The following is a 24,120-nucleotide window of genomic DNA, read 5'->3' as shown; positions in this document are numbered from 1 at the left end:
CCATTCCCTCCGGGCCTCTGCATTCTCGGCGCGTTTCACACAGCTTCTAAGGGATCAGCGGATGCAAGACCAGCGCGCCGAACTGGAATGGCGGGACGGAGAGATTCCGGTTTCCACCCGATTTGATGACCCTTATTTCAGCCTGGATAACGGGCTGGCGGAAACGGCCTATGTTTTTCTGGATGGCAACGGGCTGCCGGGGCGGTTTCGGGATGGATTCCACATTGCCGAGCTGGGTTTCGGAACCGGGCTGAACCTGCTTGCGGCGGTGCGGTTGTGGCGTGAAAGCGGGCAGAGAGGTGTGCTGCATTTCACCACATTCGAGGCCTTCCCGATGTCCGCCGAGGAAATGATCCGCGCGCAGTGGGCCTTTCCCGAGATCGCCGATCTGGCCGCGGAATTCGCCCCTCATTGGCCAGCCGCCTCGCTGTCGCTGCCGGGGCTTGAATTCCGGATGATCCAAGGGGATGCGCGTCACAGCTTACCAGCCTGGAGCGGGCGCGCGGATGCGTGGTTTCTGGATGGGTTTTCGCCAGCAAAGAATCCCGAATTATGGGAAGAGTCCCTGATGGCTGAGGTCGGCGCCCATACCGCACCCCAGGGCACAGCGGCCACCTATACAGCGGCTGGATTCGTCCGTCGCGGGCTGCAAAATGCCGGTTTTGAGGTCGCCCGCCGGTCTGGATTCGGGCGAAAACGGCACATGACGGTCGCGCGAAAGGTTCCGGAATGACACAGGATAACACTCGTCTTGGTATTTGGCTGATGGTGGCCACGACCTTTGTTTTTGCGATGCAGGACGGGATCTCGCGGCATTTGGCGGGGGAATATAACGTGCTGATGGTGGTGATGATCCGCTATTGGTTTTTCGCGGCTTTCGTTATGGCAATCGGTGCGCGTCAGGCGGGGGGGATCCGGCAGGCTGCGGCGACCGCGCAGCCGCTGCTACAGGCGTTTCGCGCCGTCCTGTTAGTGGCCGAGATTTGCGTTGCAATCTGGGGGTTTACCATTCTTGGACTGGTCGAAAGTCACGCTGTTTTTGCCTGCTATCCATTGCTGATTGCGGCCCTGTCCGGCCCCGTCCTGGGCGAGCGTGTCGGCTGGCGCAGGTGGGTGGCGATCGGCGTGGGGTTCATCGGGATTGTGATCATTCTGGAGCCGGGCTTCGGCGTGTTCCAGCCCGCTGCGATCATTCCGCTGGTCTCGGCGCTGATGTTCGCGGTTTACGGTTTGCTGACGCGTTTCGTGGCACGCAAGGACAGCTCAGCCACCAGTTTTTTCTGGACGGGCACGGTGGGTATGGTGGCGATGACGGCCGTCGGCGCCTGGTACTGGGAACCGATGAGCGCCCCCGATTGGATCTGGATGGTGGTGCTGTGCCTGACCGGAGCCCTGGGGCATTTCCTGCTGATCCGCTGCTACGAGGTGGCCGAGGCCAGCTCGGTGCAGCCATTTGCCTATTTGCAGCTGGTGTTCGCCTCGGTTCTGGGGATCGTCGCCTTCAACGAGGCGATCCGGCTGAACGTGATCCTGGGGGCGGCGCTGATCGTGGCTGCGGGGCTGTTTACCCTGTGGCGCGAACGTCAGGCCGCCTGAAGGTTCAGCGCTCGATTTCCGCACGCAGAGCCTGCATCTGCGCGGTAATTGCCGTCAGATACTGATCGTTTTCCAGCTGGCCAGCGCTGAATTCACGCGCGGCCCCCGCGATCATCACGAAGGGGCCGGCAATCAGCCGGGGCTGCAAAGGGGCTAGGCAGGCGCGCACCATATATTGCGCGGTCTCGCCGCCCGTGCGGCCCGCTGCGGCAGACATCAGCGCCAGGGGTTTGCCCTTTAGCACCGCGCCTTCGATACGGCTGACCCAGTCCAGAGCGTTTTTCAGCACGCCGGGGATGCCCTTGTTATATTCGGGTGAGGACAGGATGATCCCGTCGGCCTGCCTGATCTGATCGGCCAAAGTCTGAACAGAGGCGGGGATGCCCTGCGCGGCCTCCAGATCGCCATCGTAAAGCGGCAGGTTCAGGTCGGCCTCGGTCACGGTGGCGGGGCCAAAGGCCCGCACGGCCTGAGCAATCAGCTGGCGGTTATAGCTGCCCGCGCGCAGAGCGCCGGAAATCGTCAGAAGGGTAGGGGTGCTCATGTTGCTCCTCTTTGTTCAGAAAAAAAACGCCCCGGCCCGGTAGGGACGAGGCGTTTCGGGATGAAACCGAGTATGGATCAATTCGGCAGGATGACAATCTCGACCCGGCGGTTCTGGGCTCGTCCGCTGGCCTCTAGATTCGAGGCAATGGGCGCATCTTCGCCCCGGCCGATGGTCTGCACGCGGCCCGCGCGAACGCCTGCGCTGATCAGAATGTCGGCCACGGCACCGGCGCGGCGTTGGCTCAGATCCTGATTATACGCGGCCGAGCCGGTGTTGTCGGTATGGCCCACAACCTGCACGGTGGTGTCAGGATAACGGTTCAGGCTTAGCGCCACGGTCTGGATGTCATCACGCAGCCCGGACTGCACATAGGTGCTGTCGGTGGCGAACAGGATGTCCTGCGGCATGGTCACGATCAGCCGGTCGCCGGTGTTCTGAATGCCGACATTGCCGTCCAGATCCTGGCGCAGCTCGGCCTCTTGTTTGTCCAGATTGTTGCCGATGGCCGCGCCCACACCGGCACCGATGGCCGCACCGACGATGGCGCCTTTCTTTTCGTCCTTGGACACCATCGCCCCCGAGATCGCCCCCAGGAACCCGCCCAGCAAGGCACCCTCTTTGGCTTTGCGGTTCGGGTCCGTGCCGCCCAGATGCTCGGGGCTGGTGCAGGCGGTGGTCAGAAGAAGGGCCGAGCCGCTAAGAACGGCGATGGCTTTCGATGCTCGGATCATATTGTGCCTCATAGCTTTAGCTCCGCATAGGCGGACAGCCCTTATTATATGGGGAGGCCCGTCACGGTCTAAACATGTTTATGTGAACTTGCGCGGGATTTCGCGCATCTACCCGGCGTCAGCGCGGGCGGATTCATAGGCCAGAAGCGCGCGTTTCACCGGCAGACCCCAGTGATACCCGCCCAAGCCCCCCGATTTGCGCAAGGCCCGGTGACACGGGATCAGCCAGCTGACCGGATTACGCCCCACGGCGGTGCCCACGGCGCGCACGGCCCTGGGATTGCCGATGCTTTGGGCGATTTCCGAATAGGTGGTGACATGGCCCGAGGGGATTTGCAGCAGCGCCTCCCATACTTTGATCTGAAAGGGCGCGCCGATCATGTGCAGTGCGGTTTCGCCTTTTTGCGCAAAGGCCGTATCGACCCAGGGTTTCAGGTGCATCGGGTCTTCGGTAAATGTCGCCTTGGGCCAGCGGCTGACCATATCCTGCATGGCGGCCTCGGTGCCGGTTTCGGCGGCAAAGGCCAGCCCGCACAGCCCGCGATCGGTGCCCATCACCAGAGTCAGATCGAAGGGGCTGTCGAACCAGCCCCAATAGACGGTGACGCCGTCCCCTGCGCGGGCGTAATCGCCGGGGCTCATGGCCTCCCATCTTATGAACAGATCATGCAGGCGGCCGTTGCCGGACAGGCCCACAGAATGGCTGACCTGAAGCGTCGTCATGTTCTGCTGCAACAGCGCCTTGGCGTGGTCCAGCGTCAGATATTGCTGATAGCGCTTGGGCGATACGCCGACCCATTGGGAAAACAGACGTTGAAAATGCGCGGGGCTCATGTCCATTTTCGCGGCCAGATCGGCCAGGGACAGGCCCGGCTGCGCGTCGATCAGATCCAACGCGCGGCGCATGACCTGATAATGATACCCCGCTTCCATATGCGACATGTCTCGTCCTTTCCTTTGGCGCGACGATACCGCCACGTCCAGGCCATATCGACCCGAAACTTGCGGGAAAGGCTTGAGCGGCGCGGCGCTCCGGGGCATAGGTGGGCGCATGGCAAAACAGCTTGATTATCATACGATCCGCGAGATCTTCGCCCGCTTTCAGGCCAGCGAACCCGAACCCAAGGGCGAGCTGGACCATGTGAACGCCTATACGCTGGTGGTGGCGGTGGCCCTGTCGGCGCAGGCCACGGATAAGGGCGTGAACAAGGCCACGTCCAAGCTGTTCAAAATCGCCGACACGCCGCAGAAAATGCTGGATCTGGGCGAAGAGCAGCTGGTCGAACATATCAAGACCATCGGCCTGTATCGCAACAAAGCCAAGAACGTGATGAAAATGGCCCGCATCCTGGTGGATGAGTATGGCGGCGAGGTTCCCAATTCCCGCGCGGCTCTGGAATCGCTGCCCGGCGTGGGGCGCAAGACGGCCAATGTGGTGCTGAACATGTGGTGGCACTACCCCGCGCAGGCCGTGGACACGCATATTTTCCGGTTCGGCAATCGCTCGGGCGTGTGCCCAGGCAAGGATGTGGTGGCCGTGGAACGCGCGATCGAGGATAACATCCCCGTCGATTTTCAGCAGCACGCCCATCACTGGATGATCCTGCACGGGCGCTATACCTGCGTCGCCCGCAAACCCAAATGCAACGCCTGCCTGATCCGCGATCTGTGCATGTATGAGGACAAAACCCCATGACTTCTCCCGCGAAAAAATACCAGGTCGTCGGCATCGGAAACGCTGTTGTGGACGTGCTTAGCCAGGCCGATGACAGTTTTCTGGATCTGATGGGCATTCAGAAAGGCATCATGCAACTGGTAGAACGCGAACGCGGAGAGATGCTGTATGGCGCGATGACGAAGCGGGTGCAGGCGCCGGGCGGGTCCGTAGCCAACACGCTGGCAGGGCTGGGAAATCTGGGGCTTAAAACCGGCTTTATCGGCCGTGTGCAGGATGACGCTCTGGGCCGGTTCTATGCGGATTCGATGGCCAATGGCGGCACGGATTTTGTCAATGCCCCGGTAACGGGAGGCGAGCTGCCAACCTCGCGCTCGATGATTTTTGTGTCGCCGGATGGTGAACGCTCGATGAATACCTATCTGGGCATCTCGTCCGAGCTGGGGCCCGATGACGTGTCCGATACCGTGGCCGGCCAGGCCGAGGTGCTGTTCCTTGAAGGCTATCTTTACGACAAACCCAAGGGCAAACAGGCCTTCGAACGCGCGGCCAAACTGTGTCGCGATGCTGGGGGCAAGGCCGGGATCGCCCTGTCCGATCCGTTCTGCGTGGAACGTCACCGCGATGATTTCCGACGTCTGGTCAAGGACTTGGACTATGTGATCGGCAATCAGCACGAATGGGAATCGCTGTACCAAACGGATCTGAGCAGCGCTTTGGAACAGGCCGCGCAGGATGCGGGCACCGTGGTTTGTACCCGGTCGGGCCATGATGTGGTGCTGGTGCGCGGCGAAGAAGAGGCCGTGGTCCCGGTGACAGAAATCACCCCCGTAGATGCCACCGGAGCAGGCGATCAATTCGCCGCCGGGTTCCTGTATGGCTATGCAACGGGTGCCTCGCTGGAGGTGGCGGGCCGCATGGGCTGCATCGCCGCCGCCGAGGTTATCAGCCATATGGGCGCCCGCCCCGAGACCGATTTGCAGGCGCTGTTCCGTCAGGCCGGGGTGCTGTGATCAGCCCCCCAGTTTGGCGTGGACCTCGTGCAGGTCGATCTCACCGATAGGCATTTTATTCCCTGGGTTTTCAAAGTCATAGCGGAACAGATCGAAGTCGGATTTATAGATCTCGTACATCAGATGCATGGACAGATCGTCAAAATAATCCTCGACCGGATGGGCGCGTTTGGGCCCGTGCCCTTCGGATTCATTGAAGCGCGGAATGTCTGTCAGAGACACTTTGTGCGGTGTTTCGATGTTGTCCAGAACGGTTTGCATCCCGTCGTTGAACTTCTCGGTCCAGAAGATGTGATCATAGGTGCCGCCGTTCATCACATAGGTCGATACATGTCCCGAAACGGCTGACCAGTGGATGTCGGGATCCATCGGTTTACGGAAGCGGATGGTATCGCGGACGAACAGCAAAAACCGGCGGAAGCTGCGAATCTGGTCGAACTCTTCTTTGCCTTCGGGGCCGCCCACCTCGATTCCGTATTTCTGAATCAGCAGCGGCACCAGATTCCCGCGATAGCGTTTGCCATTGCGCTGAATGCCGCAGATCTTATCGAAAAACGAGCTGAGCACCCGCGTATAGGGATTGCGCACACAGGTGAACGCATAGGACGAATGATCGCGCACCGTCCGTTCGATCACCGGCTGGCTGTGTTCGAACGCCCATTTATGCATACCTGACTGGGCGTCATGAATGTCGCCGTCAAAGAACGTACCGTGGTCCGAATAGAACATGATCTGCCCGATGGTCGAGCACGCGCATTTTGGAACCACCCGATAGATGACACTTTCGCTTTCTGTCATCCAGGTGCCTGGAAAACCCATTGAATCTGCCTCCAATTTCAGGCGATTACCACACAGGATGCCTTAATTTTACGTTTATTATCCAAAGATAGTAGCGAAGGTAACCCGCGGTCAATCTAACGTAAGGTAGAAGCCTTGGAAACACCTGTGGAAAATACGGCAGCCATGGTTCCCACAGGTTCAATTGCCGCCTAATATGCAGAAAAACAAGTAGCGGAGCAGCGCCTCTTTCATGGCAACAATTGCCTTCATCCTTCTGTGTCACAAGGACCCGGACGCCATCATCCAGCAGGCCGAACGTCTGACGGCGGTTGGGGATTATATGTCGATTCACTTCGACGGGCGGGCCTCGGATGCCGATTACGAAAAGATCCAGACCGCGCTGAAGGACAACCCAAACGTGACCTTCGCCCATAAACGCATCAAATGCGGCTGGGGCGAATGGAGCCTGGTGCAGGCCACGCTGAATGCTGTCGAAAGTGCCGTGCAGGCCTTTCCGCGGGCCACGCATTTCATGATGGTCTCGGGCGATTGCATGGCGATCAAATCCGCCGAATTCGCCCATGATTTTCTGGATGCGGACGATTGCGACTATATCGAAAGCTTCGATTTTTTCGAAAGCGACTGGATCAAGACCGGCATGAAAGAGGACCGCCTGATCTATCGCCACTATCTGAACGAACGCAAACATAAGCGGCTGTTCTACGGGATGCTGAATGCGCAGCGCAAACTGGGCCTGAAACGCCCCATCCCCGAGGATATTCAGGTTCAGATCGGCAGCCAGTGGTGGTGCCTGCGCCGCCGCACGATCGAGTGGATTCTGGATTTCACCCGCAATCGCCCCGATGTGATGAAATTCTTCCGCACCACATGGATTCCGGACGAAACCTTCTTTCAGACACTGGTCCGTCACCTGGTTCCGGAAACCGAAATCCGCACACGAACGCTGACATTCCTGATGTTCACCGACTACGGTATGCCGGTGAATTTCTATAACGATCACTATGACTTGCTGCTTAGCCAGGACTTCTTGTTTGCGCGCAAAATCAGCCCCGAGGCGCATGAGCTCAAAGAACGTCTGGGCGATCTCTATGCCGCTAAAGGGGCCGAGTTCAAAATCTCGAACGAAGGCCAGAGCCTGTTCGCCTTTCTGGTCGGGCGCGGCCGGATCGGGCGCCGCTTTGGGATGCGCTTTTGGGAAACCGAAAGCACACTGGGCCGCGAGCGCGAACTGCTAATCCTCATCTGCAAGAAATGGCACGTCGCCAAGCGCCTGCTGGGGCTGATCAAACATTCTGCGGACATTCCGTCGATTGAATATCTGTTCAACGAAGAGGACACGCTTCTGCCCGATCTGGGGGGGATTCAGGCCACTTTGCCCAAACGGATGCGGCACCAACGGGCGCTGATGCGGATGCTGTTTGATTATTTCGCCACGAACCGGCTGATCATCTGCGTGGATCCGGCAAACCTGGATCTGCTACGCGATTTCGCCGGCGACCGCTCTGTCACGCGCATGCTGGAAATCCAATGCGAATTCACCGATGATTTTCTGGTCGGCCACGCCATGCGGATCGGCTTGGCGGGTGAGCATACCTCAGACGAAACCTGGGAGCGGCTCCTGCCCACGATCCGGCAGGATATCGTCTATGAAAGCGACGCGATCCGAGACGCCGAATTCGAGCACCACACCCGCCTGCGCGAGACGGCAAGCCTAGCAGAAAACGCAGCCGCCTTGGCGCAATTCCTGTCCTTTCCGGAAGAGCAAGCCACTGAAATTCTGAACGTGGACTACTTGTTTTCCGACTAGCCTCTCCCCTCATCCAGCCCGTGTATTCCGCTCTGTTGGAATTTGAGTATTTTTATCAAAAAGAAGCGGAAAGGCGCTGTTAACTTTTATCTGCGACAAGTGCCGTACGGTACAGGCTGGAGAGCCGATGACCGTTCAGGAAGAAGCGGCCCCGTTCTCAACCCGGAAACGGCGGGGGAACGGGGCTATGCAGCCCGTTTCTTGCTGATCCAAATACTCACTGAGATGCCCGAGCGGCTGGGCGGAGAATCAGTGGGCCTCGGCCCAGTTCAGACCTTGGCCAGCGTCAACAGTCAGGGGCACGGAGAGCTTAAGAGCAGGGTCTGCGGCGCTTTCCATCACTTCGCGGGCGCGTGAGATGATGATCTCAGCGTGGTCGGCCTCGACCTCGAACAGTAGTTCGTCATGTACTTGCAGCAGCATTTTTGCAGGCAGGTCGGTGATGGCGCTTTCCATTCGGATCATGGCGCGGCGGATCACGTCGGCGGCGGTGCCTTGGATCGGGGCGTTGATCGCGGCGCGTTTGGCAAAGCCCGCGCCGGGGCCTTTGGCGTTGATTTCGGGCGTGTGGATTTTGCGGCCGAACATGGTTTGGACATAGCCGTGGTCTTTGGCGAATTGCGTGGTTTCGTCCATGTAGCTGCGGATGCCGGGGAAGCGCTCGAAATAGCGGTCGATGAAGCCTTGGGCTTCGGCCCGCGGAATGCGCAGGTTGCGGGCCAGGCCGAAGCCCGAGATGCCGTAGATCACGCCGAAGTTGATCGCCTTGGCGCGGCGTCGGATGTCCGGAGTCATCTGATCCAGCGGGACGTCGAACATCTCAGAGGCGGTCATGGCGTGAATGTCCAGCCCGTCCTTGAAGGCCTGTTTCAGCGCGTCGATGCCGGCCATCTCGGCCAGGATGCGCAGCTCGATTTGCGAGTAGTCGAGCGACAGCAGAAGCTTGCCTTCTTCCGCGACAAAGGCCTCGCGGATGCGGCGGCCTTCCTCGGAGCGGACAGGGATGTTTTGCAGGTTTGGATCGGTCGAGGCCAGGCGCCCGGTGTTCGCGCCGGTCTGCACATAAGACGTATGAACGCGGCCGGTGTCGGGGTTGATGTGGTCTTGCAGCGCGTCCGTGTAGGTGGATTTCAGTTTCTGCAACTGGCGGTAATCCAGCACGCGGGCGGCGAAATCATGCTCGGTTGCCAGGTCTTCCAACGTGGTGGCGGGGGTGGACCACTGGCCGGTCTTGGTTTTCTTGCCGCCCTCCAGGCCCATTTCCTCGAACAGGATTTTGCCCACTTGCGCGGGGGACTGGACGTTGAATTCGTGCCCGGCCAGCTCATACAGCTCGGCCTCGTACCCCGCCATTTTCTGGGCAAAGGCGTTGGACATGCGCGACAGGGTATCGCGGTCAACCTTGATGCCGTGCATCTCCATACGGGCCAGTACGGGCGACAGGGGCCGTTCCAGCGTTTCATAGACGGTGGTGACGCGGGTCTGATGCAGCTGGGGTTTGAACAATTGCCACAGGCGCAGGGTGATGTCGGCATCCTCGGCCGCGTATTTCACGGCGTCCTCTATGGGAACGCGGTCAAAGGTAATGGCGGATTTTCCCGTCCCCAGCAGGGACTTGATCGAGATCGGGGTGTGGCTCAGATAGCGTTCGGCCAGCGCATCCATCCCGTGGCCATGCAGCCCGGCATTCATCGCATAGGACATCAGCATCGTGTCGTCATAGGGGGCGACAGTGACGCCGTAGCGGGCGAAAATCTTGGCGTCGTATTTCATGTTCTGACCGATTTTCATCACCGAGGGATCGGCCAGAAGCGGTGCCAGCATGTCCAGCGCCTGCTGCACGGGCATCTGCCCCTCGGCCAGGTTGTCCGAGCCAAACAGATCGTCCGAGCCATCCTTGTGCGTCAGCGGAATATAGCAGGCCGTACCGGGGTCAACGCACAGGGAAATCCCCACCAGATCGACGCGCATTTCGTCCAGCCCCGTGGTTTCCGTGTCCACGGCGATATGGCCGCGTTCATAGGCGCGATCAATCCATTTTTGCAGGGCGGCCGCATCGCGCAGGCATTCGTATTCCTCGGGCTTGAACGGGAGGGCCGCGGGCGTATCGGCCGTGCCCGGCTCGGCCCCGGCAGGGTCCGTATCCACAACCGCCGGAGCCTCGGCCCCCAGTTGATCGGCCACGCGTTTCAGCAGCGTCCGGAACTCCATTTCGGCCAGGAACGGCAGCAGCACGCCCGGCTCGGGCTCGCGAACCTCAAGATCGTCCAGGGTGAAACCCAGCTCCATCGCGCAATCCAGCTGCACCAGTTGCTTGGACAGCTCGATCTGCGCGCGCTTTTCCATCAGAGTCTGCCGGCGCTTGGGTTGCTTGATCTCTTCGGCGCGGTCCAGCAGAGTTTCCAGATCGCCAAATTCGTTGATCAGCAGCGCGGCTGTCTTGATCCCGATCCCCGGCGCCCCCGGCACGTTATCCACGCTGTCCCCGGCCAAGGCCTGCACATCCACCACGCGCTCGGGACCCACGCCGAATTTCTCTACCACGCCGTCAGAATCGATGCGCTTGTTCTTCATCGCATCCAGCATTTCCACGCCGCCGCCCACCAGCTGCATCAGATCCTTGTCCGAGCTGATGATCGTCACCCGCCCGCCCGCATCGCGCGCCTGACAGGACAGGGTGGCGATGATGTCATCGGCCTCGAAGCCTTCGATCTCCTTGCAGGCGATATTGAACGCCTCGGTCGCCCGCCGCGTCAATGGGAACTGAGGCACCAGATCTTCGGGCGCGGGCGGCCGGTTGGCCTTGTACTGATCATACAGATCGTTACGGAAACTCTTGCCCGAATAATCGAAAATCACCGCCACATGGGTGGGCGCATCCGGGCCGGTGTTGGCCTCCACATATTTGTGGATCATGTTGCAGAACCCGGCAACGGCCCCAATCGGCAGCCCGTCCGATTTCCGCGTCAAAGGCGGCAGCGCATGATAGGCCCGAAAAATAAACGCCGAGCCGTCAATCAAATGAAGATGGCACCCTTTTCCAAATTGCATGACGGCTCCCTTCCTGCGCTGCCCGCTCTTTTTGCCACGCAAATCGGGGCGCGACCAGCCCGCCGGGCACGCCCTTGTGTTTCTTCTTGATGAAAATACTCAAATCCCGACCGCGCGGCCCTGCGCAGCCCCGGCGTTCAGGCGGCGTCCGCGCCTTTCAGCACGTATTTGGCATCGCAATAGGGGCATTCGACATAGCCGGTCTCGGCAGGGATGGTCAGCCAGACGCGAGGATGGCCCAGGGCACCTTCGCCGCCGTCACAGGCGATCTTGGTTTTCTCGACAATCTTGGTTTCGGGCGCTTGCGTCGTCATTGGGGCTGTTTCCTTTTGGCTGCAAAACAACTAGGTCCAGTTATGAGCGATAGGACGAGCAGGGGCAAGAGCACCATGAGCGGCAACGCAATTGAAATCCGGGGTTTGCGCAAGGTTTACGGCGGCGCCAAGGGCCAGCCGCGCAAAGAGGCGCTGAAAGGCGTCGATCTGGACATCCCGCGCGGGTCGGTTTTCGGGCTTTTGGGGCCCAATGGGGCCGGCAAATCCACCATGATCAACATCCTGGCGGGGCTGGTGGTGAAATCTGCGGGCTCTGTCAAAATCTGGGGCTTTGATCAGGACGTGAACCCGCGCCAGAGCCGCGCCTCGATCGGGGTGATGCCACAAGAGCTGAACCTGGATCCGTTCTTTACCCCGCGCGGCGCGCTGGAGGTGCAGGCGGGCCTGTATGGTGTGCCCAAATCTCAGCGCCGCAGCGATGAAATCCTGCGTCTGGTCGGGCTGGAGGACAAGGCCGAGGCCTACGCCCGCACCCTGTCGGGCGGGATGCGGCGGCGCCTTCTGCTGGGTAAGGCTCTGGTCCATCACCCGCATATTCTGGTGCTGGATGAACCCACCGCGGGCGTGGACATCGAGCTGCGCCAAATGCTGTGGGAAAACGTGCGGATGCTGAATCAGCAGGGCATGACCATCATCCTGACCACGCACTATCTGGAAGAAGCCGAAGAGATGTGCGACCAGATCGCCATCATTAACCAAGGCGAATTGGTAGCGCGCGACAGCACGGCCAATCTGCTGGGCAGTATCGACGCCAAGACAATGGTTGTTCTGCCCGAGGACACGCCCGCCGCGCTGCCTCGGGCCGAGGGGATCGAGGTCAGCACCCGCGCGGACGGGACCATCGCGCTGAGCTATCACGCAAACCAGACCAGCGCGGAACATGTGCTGGAATCGGTGCGCGCCGCCGGTATCCGCATTCGGGACGTCAAAACCGAAGAGGCCGATCTGGAAGATGTTTTCCTGCAACTGACCCGTAACCGTTAGAGGCCCGCCATGCCGCATGATCACAGTCATCACCACCACGCCGATCTGGACAGCGGAGACAAGCGTGTGGTCTGGGCGGTTGTGGTCAATATCCTGCTGACGGTGGCGCAGATCGTGGCCGGGGTTGTCTCGGGGTCTTTGGCGCTGATCGCGGATGCCATCCACAATCTGTCGGATGCGCTGTCTTTGGTGATTGCCTTTGCCGCGCGCCGGATCGGCAAACGCCCGGCCGATGCGCGGATGACCTTCGGTTATGGCCGAGCCGAGGTGGTGGCCGCGCTGGTCAACTATACCACGCTGATCGTGGTCGCGATCTATCTGGCCGCCGAAGGAATCGAGCGGCTGTTCAACCCGCAGCAGGTTGAAGGCTGGATTGTCGTTGTCGTCGCGGGGCTGGCGCTGGTGATCGACACGGTGACCGCTTTGCTGATCATGCGGCTCAGCCGGGACAGCGCCAATATGCGGGCCGCGTTTTTGCACAATGTGGCGGACGCGCTGGGATCGGTTGCGGTCATTGTGGGGGGTACGCTGATCCTGCTCTATGACTGGCGTCTGGTGGATCCGATCGTGACGCTGCTGATTGCCGGCTATATTCTGTGGCATTCGTGGCTGGGGGGGCTGCCGGTGATCCGTGTTCTGATGCTGGGCGCGCCCGAGGGCACGGATCTGAACGCGGTTCTCAGCGCGCTGCGCTCTGTGCCGGGGGTGGCGGATATTCACCATGTTCACCTGTGGCACATGCAGGAACATGAAACCGCGCTGGAGGCGCATGTGGTGCTGGATGGCTCGGTATCGGCAGAGCCGGTGAAACGCGCGGTCAAGGACCTGCTGCGCCGCCAGTTTGACGTCAGCCACTCTGTGCTGGAGCTTGAGGCCCCCGGCAGCGAATGCGCCGATGCCCAGGTGGTTGGGCACTGAAACGCCATGCTGCGACGCCGCGAAAGCCCTTGCACTTGGGGGCGAATTGCCCCTGTTTAAGGGGCTGTAGGATAAAATGGGTAGCCAGATGAACAACAAGCAAGACCGCCAACCGGGCCAATGGCTGGACGATGTTCTGGATGTCGAGCAGGTCGAACAGAACTATTTTCGCGGGATCGCAACGCCTCAGGGGCGGGGGCGGTCCTTTGGCGGGCAGGTGATCGGGCAGGCGTTGATGTCGGCGATCCGCACTGTTGGGGAGGAACGCCCCGTGCATTCCCTGCACGCTTATTTCATGCGTCCGGGCGATGCGACCCAGCCGGTTTTGTATCAGGTCGAACGGGACCGCGATGGCCGCAGCTTTGCCACGCGCCGGGTGATCGCGGTGCAGGCGGGCAAGCCGATCCTGAACCTGGCGGCCAGTTTCCATGGGACCGAGCCGGGCTATCATCACCAATACGACATGCCCGACGTGCCGGCCCCCGATGGCCTGAAGGCCGATTCCGAAGTGGGCGAGGAAATGGCCGATGAGCTGCCCGTGGATTTCCTGAAATGGCTGCGCTCGCCGCGTCCGATCGAGATGCGCCCCGTCGGTCTGCGCCCCCCCTATACCCGCGAAGAAATGCCCCCCAGCCACGCTATGTGGATGCGTCTGCGCGGCGGGTTTGGCGACGATCGGGCGATGCACCGGGCGGCGCTGGCCTATACCTCGGACTATGGGCTGCTGACGACCTGCATGTTGCCGTTTGGCAAGACTTTCACTGATCCTGAGATGCAATTCGCCAGCCTGGATCACGCGGTCTGGTTCCATGATGATTTCCGCATGGATGAATGGCTGCTCTATGTGATGGACAGCCCGTGGTCGGGCGGGGCGCGCGGGTTTAACCGCGGTCAGATTTTCACGCAGGATGGGCGGCTGGTGGCCTCGACGGCACAAGAGGGGCTGGTGCGCAATATCGAGTTCAAGGACTAGCCAGCCTGCCATCGGGGCGAAGCCGCCCTTCGCGTTGGCGCGAGGCATAGAAATCCCGCAAGGTCTGGCCGCGTTGCGGTTTGAAGCGCGGCCCCTCGCTAAGGTCGGTGATCCGGTCCAGCCGGAACGAGCGGAAATCCTGCCGCAGCTCGCACCATCCGGTCAGGGTCCAGACCGTACCCCAATACCACGCGCCCAATGGGCGGACGCGGCGGGTGCTATGCTGTTCTGACAGGTCCAGATAGGTCAGGTCCAGGCTGGTCTGAGTATTGGTGGCCCGTTCGATCTGATCCAGCCGTGCGCGTTCCAGCTCGCTCATGCGGGACATGTCGAAAGCGTGGACATGCACCTCGTTGGCGCGGGTGCGGGCGGTGTCGGGCAGCACGGCGTTGATCTTGACCAGGGCCTCTTCGGCGGCGGCGGCCATGTTGGCCCCGCCCCAGGCCCGGACCATCCGCGCCCCGGCCACAAGCGCGACAATTTCATCCTGCGTGAACATCAGCGGCGGCAGGTCATAGCCCTCGCGCATCAGATAGCCGACACCGGCCTCGCCCTCGATCGGCACGCCCGAGCCGATCAGATCGGCGATATCGCGATAAATCGTGCGCGGCGTCACCTCCAGTCGGTCTGCCAGCTGCGCAGCCGTCAGCAGCCGACCGCCCCTGAGATATTGAACAATCTGGAACAGGCGGTCGGCGCGGCGCATGGCTTAGTCCTTATACTGGAACAGCCCGATGGTGTTGCCGTCGGGATCGGCAGCATAGAAATACGAACCCGGCGGGATTTCAATATCGGGGCTTTGGACGGTGCCTCCGGCGGCGATCAGACGGGCGCGGGTGGCCTCAAGCGTGTCGGGCACATGCAGGTGGACGATATTGCCGGTGCCGGCGGGGGCGGGGGTGCCCTCGATCAGATGGCCCGAGATGCCCGGATCGCCCGCATAGCTGAACACGGCCATCGGCTGAGGCCCCATGTCGGTGGTGATGGTCATCTCGTTTTGCAGCAGCTGAGCATAGAAGGCCGTGGCTTTGTGCAGGTCGCGGACGCGGATTTCCGTCCAGACGACGGCATTGGTGGGGGCGAATGTCATTGTGGTCTCCATCAGGTTGTTGATGCAGAGGGTATGACACAGCCCTGCTGACAGCATCCTGTCAGCAGGTTTCATGCCGGGGTGGTTTTATCCAGTGCAGCCCGTCCGTGGTGCGCCCCGCGGGGAAGTATTCGCCGCTGACGTGGCCCACATAGCCCTGCGCGTCCAGCAGCGCGAAGAATTCTGGATAATCGAGCGCGCCAGTGCCCGGTTCGTGCCGCCCTTCGGCGCTGGCAATCTGGATGTGCCGTGCGCGGTGGCCGTGTTTTGCCCAGACGTTGGGCATGTCCGTGGTGATTTTATGGGCGTGGTAGGCGTCGAATTGCAGGGCTAGGTTGGGGGCATTGAGGTGGTCCAGAATCGCGGCGGCCTGATCAAAGTTATTGAGGAAATAGCCGGGCATGTCCTGAGGGTTGATCGGTTCGATCAGCAGGGACTGTCCGGGCGCGCGCTGCACGGCCCAGCGGAGATTTTGCAGATAGGTTGCGTGGGGCTCGGGGCCCTGGGCGAGGCCTGCCATGATGTGGATGTGATCGGGGTTTAGATGCGCGGCATAGTCGAGGGCGGTTTCGAAAGACGCCCGAAAATCGGAGCGGCGAGAGGGGAGGGCGGCCAGCCCCCTCTCTCCGGCGGACCAGTCGGGGGCGGGGGTGTTGATGAGGACGAGGCGCAGATGTGCGTCTGTCAGGGCCTTGGCCAGATCGGCGGCGGGGGCGTCATAGGGGATCAGCAGCTCGACCGTGTCGAAGCCCGCGCGGCGGGCCGCGTCGAAGCGATCGAGCAGGGGGAGCTCGGTGAACAGAAGGGTCAGATTTGCGGCGAAGTTTGGCATGTGTGGATGTGGGGGATCGCCCCCCTCGGGCAGCGCCCACCCACCCTCCCTGCTGCCCTCGGGGGGCGATGGGCGGTCAGGTAAGCTCAGCGGAGGGAATGATGGGGAAGAACTGACCGCCCGACCAGAGGCCGAACCAGTCGGTCCCATCGACGGGGTGGTGGGCCCCCAGATCGACAAGGCGGTAGAAGCTTTTGCGATCAATCAGCGCTTCGAGATTGGCGCGGACAAGGACGTAGGGCGAGGGCTCGCCCGTGTCGGGGTCGCGGGTGACGCGGATCGGGGCATCGGGGCCGGCGGTGGTGTGATCGCCCACATTGGTGTGAAAGGTCAGGGTCTGGTCCGCGCCAGTGCCCGTGACGTCGAAATCGACGGCGACGAAGGGCGCGTCCTCGACCGTGATGCCGACTTTTTCGACCGGGGTGACCAGGAAATATTTATCATCGTCCTTGCGCAGGATGGTGGAAAACAGCCGCACCAGTTCGGGCCGCCCAAAGGGGGTGCCCAGATAAAACCAGGTGCCATCGCGGGCGATGCGAATGTCCAGATCGCCGCAAAAGGGCGGGTTCCACAGGTGGACGGGGGGCAGGCCTTTGCCTTTGGTGGCGGCTTTGGCCGAGGCAACAAGACTATTTGCCGATGGTTTCACGATCATTTGTTCGCTCATTGTTTTTGCCATTTCCCGTCAGCACGATACACTCTGAGTTGAGGATATAGTTTGCGCAGGAGTTTTGCCATGGCTGATCAGTTGACCGATCACAAGGATCTGCTGGCCCGGATCGAAAGCGTCGAGGAAAAGCTGGCCGAGGCAAAGGGCTCGATCACGCGGCGGTTCATCGGGCAGGAGCAGGTGGTCGATCTGACGCTATCGGCGCTGCTGTGCGGGGGGCACGGGTTGCTGATCGGCCTGCCGGGGCTGGGCAAAACGCGGCTGGTGGACACGCTGAGCACGGTGATGGGCCTGCATGGCAACCGCATTCAGTTCACGCCCGATCTGATGCCGGCGGATATCCTGGGCTCTGAGGTGCTGGAGACGGACGCAGACGGCAAGCGCGCGTTCCGATTCGTGCCGGGGCCGGTGTTCTGCCAGCTTCTGATGGCCGACGAGATCAACCGCGCCAGCCCGCGAACGCAATCGGCGCTGCTTCAGGCGATGCAGGAAAAACACATCACCGTTGCGGGCGAGGATCGTGTGCTGGGCACGCCCTTCCATGTGTTGGCCACGCAAAACCCGATTGAACAAGAGGGCACCTATCCGTTGCCCGAGGCGCAGCTGGACCGCTTTTTGGTGCAGATCGAGGTCAGCTATCCGGACCGCCAGACCGAGCGGGACATTCTGCTGGCCACCACCGGCGTATCCGAGGATGAGGCACACGAAGTATTCAGCGCCGCGCAATTGCTGGAGGCGCAGGAACTGCTGCGCCGGATGCCGGTGGGCGACAGCGTGGTCGAGGCGATCCTGGATCTGGTCCGCGCCTTCCGGCCCGAGGATGACAGCGCCGATGAGCGCGTGAAACAGACGGTCGCCTGGGGGCCGGGGCCGCGTGCGGCGCAGGCGCTGATGCTGACGGTGCGCGCGCGCGCGATGCTACAAGGACGGCTGGCCCCCTCGATCGAAGATGTGCGCGTTATGGCGCGTCCCGTCCTGTCGCACCGGATGGCGCTGAACTTTGCCGCGCGGGCGCGGGGCGACAGCCTGGCCGATCTGATCGACACGACGGCCTCGCGGATCACGCGGGTGGAGGCCGCTGCGTGAGCACGCCATCGCATCTCCGGGCGCGCGCCGAGGATCAGGCCGCGCGCCTGCCGCCGCTGCTGGCGCGTGCCGAGCATCTGGCGGGCACCGTCCTGCTGGGCGAACACGGGCGGCGGCGATCCGGGCTGGGCGATGATTTCTGGCAATACCGGCCCGTGCAGCCAGGGGACAGCCGGCGGATGATTGACTGGCGGCGCTCGGCGCGTGGGGATGCGCAATACGTACGCGAACGCGAATGGCAGATCGCCCAAAGCGTGATGTTATGGGTGGATCAGGCGGCCTCGATGCGGTTTGCGTCGGGCCAGGATCTGCCGCAAAAGGCGGATCGCGCCCGCCTTCTGGCGCTGGCGCTGGCGATTTTGCTGGTGCGGGGCGGCGAGCGGGTTGGCTTGACCGGCACCAACCTGCCTCCGCGTCGGGGCAACAATCAGATCCTGCGACTGGCCGAGTTTTTTAGCATCGACGCCGATGAGGATTACGCCCAGCCCGAAGCCCGCGCGATGATCCCTCATGCCCGTGCCGTGTTCATGTCCGATTTCATGGGCGATCTGGCCCCCGTGCGCGCCGCGCTGACCAAGGCCGCCGACCGCGGTGTGCGGGGGGTGCTGTTCCAGATCCTCGATCCCTCTGAGGAGGCTTTTCCGTTCACCGGCCGCACGATTTTCCAAAGCATGGGCGGAACGGTTGTGCATGAAACCCTGAAGGCGGGCGATCTGCGCGGGCGCTATTTGCAGCGTCTGGCCGCCCGCAAGGACGAGCTTTGGGCGCTGTGCCGCGCCACGGGCTGGCAGTTCCACACGCATCATTCGGATGACAGCGCGCAGGCCGCGCTGCTTTGGTTGTGGCAGGCCTTGAACCGGGGGACGGGCTGATGGTGTTGGGACCGATCGGATTCACCCTGCCCTGGCTGCTGTGGGGATTGGCCCTGTTGCCAGCCCTGTGGTTCATTTTGCGTGCCGTCCCGCCTGCGCCGATCCGGCGGCGCTTTCCTGGGGTGGCGCTGCTGCTGGGGCTGAAGGACGAAGACTCGATTTCCGACCGGACCCCCTGGTGGCTGCTGCTTCTGCGGATGCTGGCGGCGGCGGCTGTGATTGTGGGGCTGGCCGGCCCGGTCCTGAACCCCGAGCCCGAAAAGGTTACGGATGGCAGCCCCTTGCTGATCGTGATGGACGGTGGCTGGACCGGAGCGCAGGATTGGACGGTGCGCGCCCAGCAGGTGACTGGCTTCCTGACCGAGGCCGCCCGCGCGGGCCGCCCCGTTGCGCTGCTGCATCTCAGTGACCCCGAGCCGGTCCTTTTTCAAACGGCTGACGTTGTGCAGCAGCGCCTGCCCGGCCTGACCCCCAAAGCATGGGAGCCCGACCTACAGCGCATTCTGCCCGCGCTGGCCGAGGGCGATTTCCAGACTTACTGGCTGTCCGATGGGGCTGCCTGGCCAGGGCAGCAGGCGCTGCTACAAGCGCTGGAAAGCCACGGCGATGTGTCGGTGTACGAAAGCGGGCGGGCGGTGATCGGCCTGCGCCCTGCCACCTATCAGGATGGGGGGATTGTGCTGACGGCTGTGCGCTCGGTTCCTGGCGCCGAGAGAGAGCAGATCGCCCTGGCTCATGGGCGCGATCCAAATGGCACGCAGCGGGTGCTGGCGCAGGTGACCTTGTTGTTTCCCGCCGGCGGGACCGAAGCCAGCAATAGCCTGAATTTGCCTGCGGAATTGCGTGCGCGGATCACGCGGTTCGAACTACAAGGCCTGCGCTCGGCCGGGGCTGTTGCGCTGACAGACGACAGCCTGCGCCGCCGCGAGATCGCCCTGATCTCTGGCCGAGAGGATCGCGAAGGGCTGGAGCTGCTGGCCCCGATGCACTATCTGACGCAGGCGTTGAAACCCTCGGCGGATCTGCTGGACGGTCCTTTGCTGGAGCTGATCCCCGCCAATCCCGATGCGATCATTCTGGCCGATGTGGCCACCCTGTCCGACCCCGAGCAAGAGGCGCTTTTGGCCTGGGTTCAGGCGGGCGGCACGCTGGTGCGTTTCGCCGGGCCGCGCCTGGCCGCAAGCGAGGTAAGCCGCAGTGCCGAGGATCCTCTGATGCCCGTACGCCTGCGTACGGGTGGGCGCACCGTGGGCGGCGCCATGAGCTGGGGCAAGCCCAAAACGCTGGCTCCGTTCAGCGAAGGCAGCCCGTTCTATGGCCTGCCGATCCCCCCCGATGTCGAGATCTCGGCGCAGGTGATGGCGCAGCCCGATCCTACGTTGGCTGACCGCGTGGTCGCGCAGCTGAGCGATGGCACGCCGCTGGTGACACGCAAAGCGGTGGGCGAGGGGCAGGTGGTGCTGTTCCATGTCACCGCCAATGCCGAATGGAGCAGCCTGCCGCTCTCGGGGCTGTTCGTGCAGATGCTGGAACGTCTGTCCGTTGCCTCGAACCAGCAGTCCCCCGAGGCAAACGATCTGGAGGGTCTGACCTGGAAACCCACGCAAATTCTGGACGGTTTCGGCCGGTCCGAGGACGCAGGCACCTTGCCGGGGGTTGAGGGCGCGCAGCTGGTGCAGCCCGTGCTGGGCCCCGCGCTGCGCCCCGGCCTGTACCAGAGCGCCGACCGGCGCGTGGCGCTGAATGCGATGACGCCAGACCGCGTGCTGCATCCTTTCGCCTGGCCTGCGCATATTCCGGTGACGGGCATTGCGCGCCCTGATGAACTCCCGCTGAGCGGGTATGTCCTGGCGGCGGCGATCCTGCTGCTGCTGGCCGATGTGCTGGCGTCGCTGGCACTGTCGGGGCGGCTGATCGGGGCGCGGGCGTCGGCTGTGATTTTGGCCGGGTTGATGTTGCAGCCAACCTTCGGACAGGCGCAGGACGCCGAGGCGATCGCCGCCACATCCGAGGTGGTTCTGGCCTATGTGATCACCGGCGATACGCGTCAGGATGAGGTCTCGCAGGCGGGGATGCTGGGGCTGTCGGACGTGCTGTTTTTCCGCACCTCGGTCGAGCCGGCCTCGCCCATCGGGGTTAATCTGGAAACGGACGATCTGGCGTTTTTTCCGCTGATTTACTGGCCGGTCACGGCGGCGCAGGCGGTGCCGTCAGAGGAGGCCTATGCCAGGCTGAACCGCTATCTGCGTTCAGGCGGGATGATCGTGTTCGACACGCGGGATGCGGATATTGCGCGCTTCGGTTCGTCCAGCCCGATGGGGCGCAAGCTGCGGCAACTGGCGGCCCCGCTGGATATCCCTCCGCTAGAGCCGGTGCCCGCAGATCACGTCATGACCCGCGCGTTTTATCTGTTGCAGGATTTTCCGGGCCGGTTCAGCAGCCGCGATGTCTGGGTAGAGGCCGCCCCTCCGGGGGCCGAGAAGGTTGAGGGGATGCCCTTCCGCAATCTCAATGACGGGGTGACGCCGGTGGTGATCGGTGGCAATGACTGGGCCGCAGCCTGGGCGACGGACACGCGCGGCAATCCTCTGTATCCGGTCGGGCGCGGCTATAGCGGCGAACGTCAGCGCGAGCTGGCTTATCGCTTTGGTGTCAATCTGGTGATGCATGTGCTGACGGGGAATTACAAATCCGATCAGGTCCATGTGCCCGCCTTGCTGGACAGGTTGGGCCAATGAATTCAGTCGTTTTCGATCCGCTTCTGCCGTGGCCGGTTTTGGCCGTGCTGACTGTGCTGGTGATGCTGGCGGCGGGGATGGCGCTGTGGCGCGGGCTGGCGGGCTGGGCCTGGCGCGGCCTGGCGGGCGTTGTGATATTGGCGGCTCTGTCCGGCCCGTCACTGCGCAGCGAAGACCGTGGGGCCCTGTCCGATATCGTGTTGATGCTGGTGGATGGCTCGGCCAGTCAGCGCCTGGCGGACCGGCCCGGTCAGATGGCCAGCGCCGCCGACGGAATAGAGGCCCGCCTGCGCGCCCGCCCCAACACCGAACTACGCCGGATTGATCTGGGTGACGGCCCCGATGACAGCGGCACCCTGCTGATGAGCAAACTGGCCGAGGTTCTGGCACAAGAGCCCAGCGGGCGGATCGCGGGCATCATCGCGCTGACTGACGGGCAGGTGCATGACGTCGGGCGCGCGCCCGATTTGCCCGCGCCCTTCCATGTGTTGCTCTCCGGCCAGCCTGACGACTGGGACCGCCGCCTGGTGGTGGAAAACGCCCCGGCCTTTGCGATTCTGGGCGAGCCGATCACCCTGAAAATGCGGATCGAGGACATGGGGGCCGCCCCGGTGGGGGTGTCGCATACCGCGCTGGAGGTCTCGATTGATGGTGAAGAGCTGGGCCCTTTTCAGGTGCCCATCGGACGCCCGATTGAGCTGCCTCTGACGCTGGAACACGGGGGGATGAACGTGATCCGCTTTGCCCTGCCCCCAGCAGAGGGCGAGCTGACCGACCGCAACAACAGCGCCGTCATCCAGATCAACGGCGTCCGCGACAGGCTGCGCGTTCTGCTGGTCAGCGGCGAGCCTCATCCCGGTGGGCGTACCTGGCGGAACCTGCTGAAGTCTGACAGCTCGGTGGATCTGGTGCATTTCACCATCCTGCGCCCGCCCGAGAAACAGGACGGCGTGCCGGTGGACGAACTGTCCCTGATCGCTTTCCCGACCCGAGAGCTGTTCCTGGAAAAGATCGACGATTTCGACCTGATCATTTTCGATCGCTACAAGCGGCGGGGGATTTTGCCCTCGATCTATCTGGATAACGTGCGCAATTACGTGGAAAACGGGGGCGCGGTGCTGATTGCCGCGGGGCCGGATTTTGCCAGCGCGGATTCGATCTATCGGTCTCCTCTGGCGGCGGTGGTGCCGGCGGCGCCCTCGGCGCGGGTGATTGATATGGGATACCGCCCGGCGGTTACGGAACTGGGGCAGCGGCACCCGGTGACGGCTGGCCTGGCCCCCAAGGGCGAGGGCGACTGGGGCCGTTGGCTGCGCCAGATCGAGGTCGAGGCCAGCGCCGGAAACGTGGTCATGTCTGGCATCGAGGAAAAGCCCCTGCTGATTCTGGATCGGGTCGGCGAGGGACGTGTGGCCCTGCTGGCGTCCGATCAGGCCTGGCTGTGGGATCGCGGCTTTGAAGGTGGCGGCCCGCAGCTGGAATTGCTGCGCCGTCTGGCGCATTGGATGATGAAGGAGCCCGACCTGGAGGAAGAGGCGCTTTGGGCCGAACCCGTGGGGCAGAGGATGAAGATCATTCGCCGGTCGCTAAGCGAAGATGTGGGGCAGGTGACGGTGATCTCTCCGAGCGGGGCGCAGCAGGTTCTGCCCCTGACCGAAGTCAGCCCCGGCCGATTCGAGGCCGACTATACCGGCGCGGAAATCGGGCTGTATCGTCTGCTCAATGGCGAGAAAGAGGCGGTGATCGGCCTGGGCCCGTCAGCGCCCAAAGAGTTCGAAGCCACGATTGCCACCCCTGAAATTCTGTCCGAAACGGTGCAGGCGCAGCGCGGCGGGGCGCTGCCCGTCAGTGCCGGGCTGCCGCAGATCCGCGATATTCGTCCGGGGCGTCCGGCGGCGGGGCGTGGCTGGATCGGGCTGACGCCGCGCGATGCCTATGAGACTCTGGCGGTGACGCAGGTGCCTTTGCTGCCGGCCTGGCTGGTGGCGATCCTGGTGCTGTCGCTGACCCTGATGGGATGGCTGCGCGAGGGCCGGCGCTGATCATTTACGCAAGGGCACACTGGTCAGGCTTTCTGACCATCCATCCTCCGAGCACCGGGCCCGCAGAAAAACCTGGCTTGCGCCATCGGGGATCATCACATCGAACAGAGAGCGGGTAAATGGCTGCTCGTGTACATGGGGGTGCATCAATTCACGAAAACCCAGCCGGTTCCCGTCTGCATCCAGAACCGCCCAGCCATCGGCATAGTGATCCCAGCCGGTATCGGGATGCGACAGGGTGACCGTGATACGCCAGCCCATGCCAGAGCGCTGCGCCTCCACATGTTCGATTACGGGGTCATCCGCGCGCGCAGGGCCCGCGGCAAGGATCAGCAGCAATGGAAAAATACGGATCATAC

General features: G+C 62.5%; 23 protein-coding genes. 12 read left to right on the top strand and 11 right to left on the bottom strand.

Features of this window, described 5'->3' with window-relative positions; translation table 11 throughout:
• Positions 1-61: 61 nt before the first annotated feature.
• Together mnmC2 and ACP15O_RS05470 are read left to right on the top strand one after the other, a co-directional pair.
• Positions 62-733: a tRNA (5-methylaminomethyl-2-thiouridine)(34)-methyltransferase MnmC2 gene (mnmC2, locus tag ACP15O_RS05475; protein WP_425095038.1), complete on the top strand. Its 672-nt coding sequence runs from the start codon at positions 62-64 to the stop codon at positions 731-733.
• Complete coding sequence (locus ACP15O_RS05470) at positions 730-1,596, top strand: DMT family transporter (protein WP_425095037.1); 867 nt, start codon at positions 730-732, stop codon at positions 1,594-1,596. The genes mnmC2 and ACP15O_RS05470 overlap by 4 nt, the downstream gene beginning before the upstream one ends.
• A gap of 4 nt (positions 1,597-1,600) precedes the next feature.
• On the opposite strand, the gene ACP15O_RS05465 is transcribed toward ACP15O_RS05470, so the two are convergent.
• The 3 genes from ACP15O_RS05465 to ACP15O_RS05455 all read right to left on the bottom strand — a co-directional run bounded on the left by ACP15O_RS05465 (position 1,601) and on the right by ACP15O_RS05455 (position 3,816).
• The gene (locus tag ACP15O_RS05465; RefSeq protein WP_425095036.1) at positions 1,601-2,140 is read right to left on the bottom strand and encodes an NADPH-dependent FMN reductase; all 540 of its coding nucleotides are present in this window, start codon (positions 2,138-2,140) and stop codon (positions 1,601-1,603) included.
• 77 nt (positions 2,141-2,217) lie between these two features.
• Entirely contained in the window at positions 2,218-2,874 is a 657-nt protein-coding gene (locus tag ACP15O_RS05460; RefSeq protein WP_425095035.1) for a YiaD family glycine zipper/OmpA-like lipoprotein, read from the bottom strand.
• Positions 2,875-2,982: 108 nt separating this feature from the next.
• Entirely contained in the window at positions 2,983-3,816 is an 834-nt protein-coding gene (locus tag ACP15O_RS05455) for a bifunctional helix-turn-helix domain-containing protein/methylated-DNA--[protein]-cysteine S-methyltransferase (RefSeq protein WP_425095034.1), read from the bottom strand.
• A gap of 109 nt (positions 3,817-3,925) precedes the next feature.
• Between ACP15O_RS05455 and nth the strand changes: the two genes are divergently transcribed.
• Both nth and ACP15O_RS05445 read left to right on the top strand, forming a co-directional pair.
• Positions 3,926-4,570 (top strand): endonuclease III, encoded by a 645-nt coding sequence (nth, locus tag ACP15O_RS05450; RefSeq protein WP_425095033.1) that lies wholly within the window; start codon positions 3,926-3,928, stop codon positions 4,568-4,570.
• Complete coding sequence (locus ACP15O_RS05445; protein ID WP_425095032.1) at positions 4,567-5,562, top strand: adenosine kinase; 996 nt, start codon at positions 4,567-4,569, stop codon at positions 5,560-5,562. The genes nth and ACP15O_RS05445 overlap by 4 nt, the downstream gene beginning before the upstream one ends.
• Here the strand turns inward: ACP15O_RS05445 and ACP15O_RS05440 are convergent, their stop codons facing one another.
• The gene (locus ACP15O_RS05440; RefSeq protein ID WP_425095031.1) at positions 5,563-6,381 is read right to left on the bottom strand and encodes a sulfotransferase family protein; all 819 of its coding nucleotides are present in this window, start codon (positions 6,379-6,381) and stop codon (positions 5,563-5,565) included.
• A gap of 211 nt (positions 6,382-6,592) precedes the next feature.
• Here ACP15O_RS05440 and ACP15O_RS05435 point away from each other — a divergent pair, with 211 nt between their 5' ends.
• Positions 6,593-8,170 (top strand): DUF5928 domain-containing protein, encoded by a 1,578-nt coding sequence (locus ACP15O_RS05435; RefSeq protein WP_425095030.1) that lies wholly within the window; start codon positions 6,593-6,595, stop codon positions 8,168-8,170.
• Between the two features lie 249 nt (positions 8,171-8,419).
• Here the strand turns inward: ACP15O_RS05435 and polA are convergent, their stop codons facing one another.
• Both polA and ACP15O_RS05425 read right to left on the bottom strand, forming a co-directional pair.
• The gene (gene polA, locus ACP15O_RS05430) at positions 8,420-11,221 is read right to left on the bottom strand and encodes a DNA polymerase I (protein WP_425095029.1); all 2,802 of its coding nucleotides are present in this window, start codon (positions 11,219-11,221) and stop codon (positions 8,420-8,422) included.
• Between the two features lie 137 nt (positions 11,222-11,358).
• Positions 11,359-11,535 carry a zinc-finger domain-containing protein gene (locus ACP15O_RS05425; RefSeq protein WP_425095028.1) on the bottom strand — a complete coding sequence of 59 codons (177 nt, stop codon included), beginning with the start codon at positions 11,533-11,535 and terminating at the stop codon, positions 11,359-11,361.
• A gap of 75 nt (positions 11,536-11,610) precedes the next feature.
• Here ACP15O_RS05425 and ACP15O_RS05420 point away from each other — a divergent pair, with 75 nt between their 5' ends.
• From ACP15O_RS05420 to ACP15O_RS05410, 3 genes are all read left to right on the top strand, one after another.
• Entirely contained in the window at positions 11,611-12,540 is a 930-nt protein-coding gene (locus tag ACP15O_RS05420; RefSeq protein WP_425095027.1) for an ABC transporter ATP-binding protein, read from the top strand.
• A 9-nt stretch (positions 12,541-12,549) separates the two neighbouring features.
• Positions 12,550-13,458, top strand: coding sequence for a cation diffusion facilitator family transporter (locus tag ACP15O_RS05415; protein ID WP_425095026.1), 909 nt, complete (start codon positions 12,550-12,552; stop codon positions 13,456-13,458).
• An 88-nt stretch (positions 13,459-13,546) separates the two neighbouring features.
• Entirely contained in the window at positions 13,547-14,431 is an 885-nt protein-coding gene (locus tag ACP15O_RS05410) for an acyl-CoA thioesterase (protein WP_425095025.1), read from the top strand.
• On the opposite strand, the gene ACP15O_RS05405 is transcribed toward ACP15O_RS05410, so the two are convergent.
• From ACP15O_RS05405 to ACP15O_RS05390, 4 genes are all read right to left on the bottom strand, one after another.
• On the bottom strand, positions 14,421-15,137 hold the full coding sequence (locus ACP15O_RS05405) for a helix-turn-helix transcriptional regulator (RefSeq protein ID WP_425095024.1): 717 nt from the start codon (positions 15,135-15,137) through the stop codon (positions 14,421-14,423). The two genes, ACP15O_RS05410 and ACP15O_RS05405, sit on opposite strands and share 11 nt — an antisense overlap.
• A gap of 3 nt (positions 15,138-15,140) precedes the next feature.
• Positions 15,141-15,521, bottom strand: coding sequence for a VOC family protein (locus ACP15O_RS05400; protein ID WP_425095023.1), 381 nt, complete (start codon positions 15,519-15,521; stop codon positions 15,141-15,143).
• Between the two features lie 61 nt (positions 15,522-15,582).
• Positions 15,583-16,353, bottom strand: coding sequence for a hydroxypyruvate isomerase family protein (locus tag ACP15O_RS05395; protein WP_425095022.1), 771 nt, complete (start codon positions 16,351-16,353; stop codon positions 15,583-15,585).
• A gap of 76 nt (positions 16,354-16,429) precedes the next feature.
• Entirely contained in the window at positions 16,430-17,020 is a 591-nt protein-coding gene (locus ACP15O_RS05390) for a DUF1285 domain-containing protein (RefSeq protein WP_425095021.1), read from the bottom strand.
• 69 nt (positions 17,021-17,089) lie between these two features.
• Between ACP15O_RS05390 and ACP15O_RS05385 the strand changes: the two genes are divergently transcribed.
• Genes ACP15O_RS05385 through ACP15O_RS05370 form a run of 4 tightly spaced genes read left to right on the top strand, consistent with a single transcriptional unit; the run spans position 17,090 to position 23,761 of the window.
• Entirely contained in the window at positions 17,090-18,109 is a 1,020-nt protein-coding gene (locus ACP15O_RS05385) for an AAA family ATPase (RefSeq protein ID WP_425095020.1), read from the top strand.
• Positions 18,106-18,981 carry a DUF58 domain-containing protein gene (locus ACP15O_RS05380; protein ID WP_425095019.1) on the top strand — a complete coding sequence of 292 codons (876 nt, stop codon included), beginning with the start codon at positions 18,106-18,108 and terminating at the stop codon, positions 18,979-18,981. Before ACP15O_RS05385 ends, ACP15O_RS05380 begins: the two co-directional genes overlap by 4 nt.
• Entirely contained in the window at positions 18,978-21,719 is a 2,742-nt protein-coding gene (locus ACP15O_RS05375; RefSeq protein WP_425095476.1) for a DUF4159 domain-containing protein, read from the top strand. Before ACP15O_RS05380 ends, ACP15O_RS05375 begins: the two co-directional genes overlap by 4 nt.
• Positions 21,716-23,761, top strand: a complete 2,046-nt coding sequence (locus tag ACP15O_RS05370) for a hypothetical protein (protein ID WP_425095018.1) — start codon at positions 21,716-21,718, stop codon at positions 23,759-23,761. The genes ACP15O_RS05375 and ACP15O_RS05370 overlap by 4 nt, the downstream gene beginning before the upstream one ends.
• On the opposite strand, the gene ACP15O_RS05365 is transcribed toward ACP15O_RS05370, so the two are convergent.
• On the bottom strand, positions 23,762-24,118 hold the full coding sequence (locus ACP15O_RS05365) for a hypothetical protein (protein WP_425095017.1): 357 nt from the start codon (positions 24,116-24,118) through the stop codon (positions 23,762-23,764).
• Positions 24,119-24,120: the final 2 nt, after the last annotated feature.

Source organism: Youngimonas ophiurae (nom. illeg.) (assembly GCF_049803795.1).
Classification (GTDB): domain Bacteria; phylum Pseudomonadota; class Alphaproteobacteria; order Rhodobacterales; family Rhodobacteraceae; genus Thalassobius.
Note: the sequence above shows the minus strand (reverse complement) of the source record. Positions and strands in the feature narration are given on the sequence as shown.